The 5,854-nt window shown below is 36.5% G+C and carries 6 protein-coding genes; 2 read left to right on the top strand and 4 right to left on the bottom strand.

The annotated features are described in order from the left end of the window. Window positions 1–66 precede the first annotated feature (66 nt). From T368_RS0110750 to T368_RS0110730, 4 genes are all read right to left on the bottom strand, one after another. Window positions 67–285, bottom strand: coding sequence for a hypothetical protein (locus T368_RS0110750; protein WP_138160850.1), 219 nt, complete (start codon window positions 283–285; stop codon window positions 67–69). 379 nt (window positions 286–664) lie between these two features. Next, a complete protein-coding gene (locus T368_RS0110745; RefSeq protein WP_004085963.1) occupies window positions 665–1,345 on the bottom strand; it encodes an HP0838 family lipoprotein in 681 nt (226 codons plus the stop codon). 54 nt (window positions 1,346–1,399) lie between these two features. Next, complete coding sequence (locus T368_RS16910) at window positions 1,400–2,209, bottom strand: LPP20 family lipoprotein (RefSeq protein ID WP_004085965.1); 810 nt, start codon at window positions 2,207–2,209, stop codon at window positions 1,400–1,402. Between the two features lie 162 nt (window positions 2,210–2,371). Continuing rightward, on the bottom strand, window positions 2,372–3,526 hold the full coding sequence (locus T368_RS0110730; RefSeq protein WP_004085966.1) for an aminotransferase class I/II-fold pyridoxal phosphate-dependent enzyme: 1,155 nt from the start codon (window positions 3,524–3,526) through the stop codon (window positions 2,372–2,374). An 86-nt stretch (window positions 3,527–3,612) separates the two neighbouring features. On the opposite strand from T368_RS0110730, the gene T368_RS0110725 reads away from it, so the two are divergent. Both T368_RS0110725 and T368_RS14035 read left to right on the top strand, forming a co-directional pair. Beyond that, window positions 3,613–4,899 carry an adenosylmethionine--8-amino-7-oxononanoate transaminase gene (locus T368_RS0110725; RefSeq protein ID WP_004085968.1) on the top strand — a complete coding sequence of 429 codons (1,287 nt, stop codon included), beginning with the start codon at window positions 3,613–3,615 and terminating at the stop codon, window positions 4,897–4,899. Between the two features lie 182 nt (window positions 4,900–5,081). Next, window positions 5,082–5,768: an endonuclease gene (locus T368_RS14035; protein WP_051053852.1), complete on the top strand. Its 687-nt coding sequence runs from the start codon at window positions 5,082–5,084 to the stop codon at window positions 5,766–5,768. Window positions 5,769–5,854: the final 86 nt, after the last annotated feature.

Here is a 5,854-nt window from a genome sequence, read left to right as displayed (position 1 = left end):
CTACAAAAAAAAACAAATAGTAAATAAATAGAAAACATACAGAAATATTTTTTAAATTATAAATCTTTATACATATTTTGCTTTACATGAGGTTTTATGCGTTCTGATAGTTTTTGTGTTTATTTTGGATTCTATGCTAGATGTTTCGCTACACTCAAAATGACAACCCAATGGTTTGGAATCTAAGGTTGTGTCATATTTGCAAGTGTGGGCAAGAGCTTTGGTCGTGCGAGTGCGTAAGCACGAAATATCTTTTATAGAATCTAAAATATTGCTATATTGCACCCTAAACCCTGCACCCACCCAAAGACTTGGAATCTAAAAATGATATTTCGCCTTTTTCGTAATGCTCAATATAACAATAAACAAAACTTATATTCCATACATTACAGAATCTAAAAGTCTATAAATCCATTAAACCCAAAGTTTCCATAAATAAAACAAAATATCTTTTTTAGGATTCCTAGCTTTTTAGATATTTTGTTTTGTTTGGAGACTTAATGCAATATGAAGCTAGAATCTACGCACTACACTCCAAAGCCTTGTGAAACCAACCCAAAATGGTATGCGAACTCCAAGCTACCAAACATTATTAAGCCTTAGATATATTTAAGAAATGAGTAGAGAATCTCACAACAAACGAGATTCCATAACAAAAGAGAAATTATTGCGGGAGTTTGAGTGTGTTTTGCACGCCATTATCTGGCGATAAAGGTGTATAGTCATCAACCCCAATGGTTACTCCTGTGGACATATTTTTAAACAAAGTGTGGCCCGGCTTTCTTTCATAGTAAATCATTTCACCTGATTGTTGGAATCTTTGCACCGAAACTCCATTGGGACCTACTTGCTTCCCTTTGCCACCAAATATATCTCGTCCAAATAGAATGTCTTCAAATAAATCACCATAGCTCACTTTCCCAAAAAACTTCTTAGAGATAGGCCATTTATAGCTGCATTCTGTAAGCACACACATTCTCCCCGCTTTAATGCGAATACTACCGATAGTTTGTGCATATTTAAAAAGCTCTAGCTTCACAAGTCCGCTTTTATAGGTATTAAGCCTCCCATAGTCATAAAACTTGAAAGGTGCGGTATTAATGTAAAGCAGCTTTACATTGCTTGTGATAAGGTTTTGTGGCTCTTGCTCTTGCGGTGTAAATACATTTTCAGCTTGTGCGTTTGCACTGCCGCCATTCATCATAGGGTCATAGATACCATCTGGATTCTTTGGATTAGTAAGCTCTTTGTCGCTTTTCCACGAACACGCCGCTATAAACAATCCCAAAATACATACACTAAAACCCTTAGCGATATAGGCAAAACCGCTTTGCAATTTACACATTCTAAACCTTTTTATTTTTTGCATTCTGTAATATTAGCACATTCTATGTGAAAATTAACCATTATTCAAAACACGATGCCAGATTCTACCATCAAGTTTTACTTCCATATTTACTTGACACAAGCCATCTTTATATGCTGTTTCTGTGATTTCTGCATTTTTAATTAAAGCTTGCACTCTGCCTTTGATAGTTGAGTTTTGTGCGATTGCATCACGGATTGTATCGTTTGCGTTGATTCTGATACCATACATTTTTTCACCGATTTGCCTATACGCATCTACGATTGCTGCACGCTTTGCTAATGCTAGGGCTTGTGCTGGAGATACCGTAGATTCTGGAGCTACACCCATACCAACCGCTTGAATCTCAATAATATTATTTGGTGTTAGTAATGGAGAGTTTTGAATCCCAACAGATATATCACTATCGCTTGCCCCTTTTCTCATATCACTAAAGTTATTTGCATTTGATCTATCAAAGCCTTGCTCATAACCACCACTACCACTTCTTGTATTGCGTGAATAATCACCTCTATCATAGCGAGGTGCTGGATTATAATCATATTGTGATGGTGGGACTGCTGGTCCTGCTTGCATTGGATATGCGGTTTGCACTGATGGAGCTGCTACTGGTGGTGTTGTAGGCTGTGCTACAATGCCGCTATTGCCAACAGGGGCTGAAGCCATAAGGCTAGGATTAGCATTATAACCCACAGGTGGGTAAGTAGGCACAGATAAAGGTGCTAAAGCTGGACCTGCTGCAGGTGGAACTAAAGCTGCATTATCTACACTTGAACCGCTATCTACACAACCAGTTAAAAGAGCTACAGAAATAACTGAAGCCGCCAAAATTGTCTTTTTCATATAATGTCCTTATTAAAAGAGTATTTGTGCAAACCTTGCACTTGACATGTATGAAGCAAAAGGTGTGCCAAAATAAAATTTTCTATAAAAGTATAAAAAATATTTTGGATTTTTTGTATAAGATGCGCATTTTAGGGTGTGTTGTATGTGTTATAATGTGAATTAGATTCTATTAGCATTTAATGTAGAGACAAGCTCTATCATCATTTCTTCTTGCATGTTACTTGTGAGAGAGATTCTAAGTCGTGCTGTGTTTGGTGGGACACTTGGGGTTTTAATCGCTGGGGCAAAAAAGCCTTTATGACTAAGTTTATCGGCAAGTAAAAGGGCATTTTCATTTGTATGGGCGATGAGTGATAGTATCTGTGCTTCACCCATTAAGTTTATATTATATTTCGCACACTCTTTGCGTAATAGCTCACTTAGATGTAATAGATGTTTTCTTCTATTTTGCATGGATTTAAGCTTTTGAAATACAAAAAGATTCCATGCTACATTTATAGGTGCGATGGCGGTTGAGTAGATAAAGCCCCTTGCTTTATTAATAAAAAAGTCTTTGAGATGAGGTGAACAAATCATACACGCCCCAAAAGACCCAATCGCCTTACCAAAAGTATAGACTAAAAAATCAATAGAATTTTCATAGCCTAGACTAGCTAAACCTAGCCCATTTTCACCAAATACCCCAACGCTATGGGCTTCATCAAGATAGAGCATAACATTACTATATTGCTGTTTAAACGCACAGAGAGAATCTAGCTGTGCTAAGTCGCCATCCATGCTAAAAAGCCCCTCACTCACAATAATAATGCTTTCATATTGATTATGTGTCTTTTCTAAAATACTTGCAAGAGATTGCATATCATTATGAGCGTATCGCATAAAGCGTTTTCCACCAAGCCTTAAGCCATCGATAATGCTTGCATGCACGAATTTATCCACGACAAACAATACATTACTAAACTCGCTTAGGGCTTGCATACAAGAGATATTAAGATGATAGCCGCTATTAAAGAGTAGGCAAGATTTATTACTAAATTGTGCGGCGATATAGTCTTCTAACTGCGTAAAGATTCTATAATTTCCACTTAGGCTACGCGATGAAGTGCTACCTAAAAGCAAACTTTCTTTATCTATCGTATCAAAAAATTCCTCTCGTAACTCCCTATCAGTAGCAATACCTAAATAATCATTGCTAGAGAGATTTAGCAATCTTTTATTATCTTTTATGATATATATGCCATCGTGCTGTATATCTTGCAGTGTGCGTAGATTGTTATCATCTTTTAGGGCTTGTAGTATTTTTGTAGCCTGCATTCTTTTCCTTTTTATTGGCATTGCAAAAAATGCGATTTTTAGTTACTATTTTACTATAAAGAGATGATTTTATATAAAGGTATTTCATGCAAAATGATAATTTAGCCATGCTTGATTTAGCACATATTTGGCATCCATGCACGCAGATGAAAGACCATGAGAAATTACCCATTATCCCTATAAAAAGGGCAAAGGGAATCTATCTGTATGACTTTAATGATAAAAGCTATATTGATTGTGTGAGTAGCTGGTGGGTGAATCTCTTTGGACATTGTAATGACTATATTAATGCAGCGATAAAAGAGCAACTTGATAATTTAGAACATGTGATTCTAGCTGGATTTAGCCATGAGCCTATTATCAATCTATCTAAGCGGCTTTGTGATATGCTACCACAACCACTTAATAAATGCTTTTATGCGGATAATGGATCATCTGCTATTGAAGTAGCATTGAAGATGAGTTTTCATTATTTTCGCAATCTTAATATTAATCGCAATCTTTTTCTCTCACTCACAAACTCATACCATGGCGAGACAATAGGGACTTTAAGCGTTGGTGATGTAGCTTTGTATAAAGAGACTTATGCCCCGCTTTTATTAGAATCTTTACGCACAGAAGTCCCAGAAACGCAATTTGGCGATTACTCTCATGCACTAGAATCGCTAGAAAAGATTCTAAAAGAGTATGGCGATAGAATCTGTGCGTTTATCTTAGAGCCTTTAATCCAGTGTGCAGGTAATATGCACATGTATAATAAAGACTATATTAAAGATTCGATAGCTTTATGCAGGAAGTATGGAATCCAAATCATTTTTGATGAAATAGCCGTTGGCTTTGGTCGCACAGGAAGCATGTTTGCACTAGAGCAATGCGATGTTGTGCCAGATTATCTATGCTTATCAAAGGGTATTAGTGGTGGATATATGCCACTTTCAGTTGTGATTACTTCAGATTCTATATATGATGTTTTTTATGCGCCATATAGCACATATAAGGCGTTTTTACACTCACATAGCTATACAGGTAACACACTTGCATGTGCGGCGGCAAATGCGGTGCTTGATATCTTTCAGCAGAAAAATATCATTGAGAAGAATAAGCAATTAAGTCTATTTATGAAAAAGGAATTTGAGATTCTAAAAGATTCTTCTAAGGTAGTCAATATGCGAATATGCGGCATGGTTATAGCCTTTGATGTTATTACAGATAAAGAGCGACCAAATATATTTATCTTTGAAGAGGGCTTAAAAAGGGGCTTGCTACTTCGCCCACTTGGGAATACAATCTACTTTATGCCACCTTATGTTATCACGCAAGATTCTATAAGTTATGTTGTGAAATGTTTGAGAGAGATTGTTGAGTTGTTGTAAAGGCTTAGAACCTCTTAATTGATGGCAGTAATCTTTGGGGTGATTTGTGATTCTTAGAATCTTTTAGTGTTGTAGTCAATGTTTTGTAACAAGTTTTATATGTTTTATAAAAATATGAAAGGTGTTTTGTGCGTAGATTAAAAACTATAAGTATTGCTTCTCTACTAACCTTATTTGCTTACTTGCTTTTTGATGGATTAAAGCCACCGCAAACATTCCGCGAGACTAAAGAGATATTGACAAAGATATGGGAATCTAAAGGCTTTACAACCGAGTTTTATTGCAAAGCACCCTTTCAAATCACAGATAATGGTATAAAGCTAATAGAATCTCCACACTACACCCCCAGAAAGCCACTCACAAAGAAAAAGACAATTAATGAACGCACACAAAATATTGAGTTTGAGCATATCATGCCAGCCCATAACTTTGGACATCATCTCCCATGTTGGCAAAAAGGCGGCAGAAAAGCATGCAGGGATGATAAAACCTTTAATCTCATGGAAGCAGACCCAAGAAACCTTGTCCCAGCAATAGGCGAAATAAATGCAGACAGAAGCAACTTTAGATACGCAGAAGCCCCACGATATATAGTCTATAATCAATATGGAAATTGCAAGGTTTATACTGACTTTAAAGCAAAGAGATTCTATCCTGCAAACTATTCTAAAGGGCTTATCGCCCGCACATATCTTTACATGAGTGAAACTTATAATATCCGCTTAAGCGATCAAGAGAAAAAACTCATGGAAGCATGGGACAAAATGTATCCAAAAGATGAGTATGAAAAAGCAAGGGATAGTGCCATCGCTCAAATACCTTTATGGAAAATGTTTTATAAAGCACAGAGTCTGATCGCAAGAATCTAAAATCTCTCGCTCAATCTTTAGAAGTTCCCTTGCTGATTGCATTCCTGCATTGTGTGGGTGCTGCCATAAAAGCTCTTTTGTCTCTT

This window comes from Helicobacter bilis ATCC 51630, assembly GCF_000686565.1.
Lineage (GTDB): Bacteria > Campylobacterota > Campylobacteria > Campylobacterales > Helicobacteraceae > Helicobacter_A > Helicobacter_A bilis.
This window is presented reverse-complemented; position numbering and strand designations above follow the sequence as displayed.

Excerpts from the sequence above, each read along its gene's own strand:
- T368_RS0110745 (WP_004085963.1), bottom strand. The coding sequence starts at position 1,345 with ATGTGTAAATTGCAAAGCGGTTTTGCCTATATCGCTAAGGGTTTTAGT.
- T368_RS16910 (WP_004085965.1), bottom strand. The coding sequence starts at position 2,209 with ATGAAAAAGACAATTTTGGCGGCTTCAGTTATTTCTGTAGCTCTTTTA.
- T368_RS0110730 (WP_004085966.1), bottom strand. The coding sequence starts at position 3,526 with ATGCAGGCTACAAAAATACTACAAGCCCTAAAAGATGATAACAATCTA.
- T368_RS0110725 (WP_004085968.1), top strand. The coding sequence starts at position 3,613 with ATGCAAAATGATAATTTAGCCATGCTTGATTTAGCACATATTTGGCAT.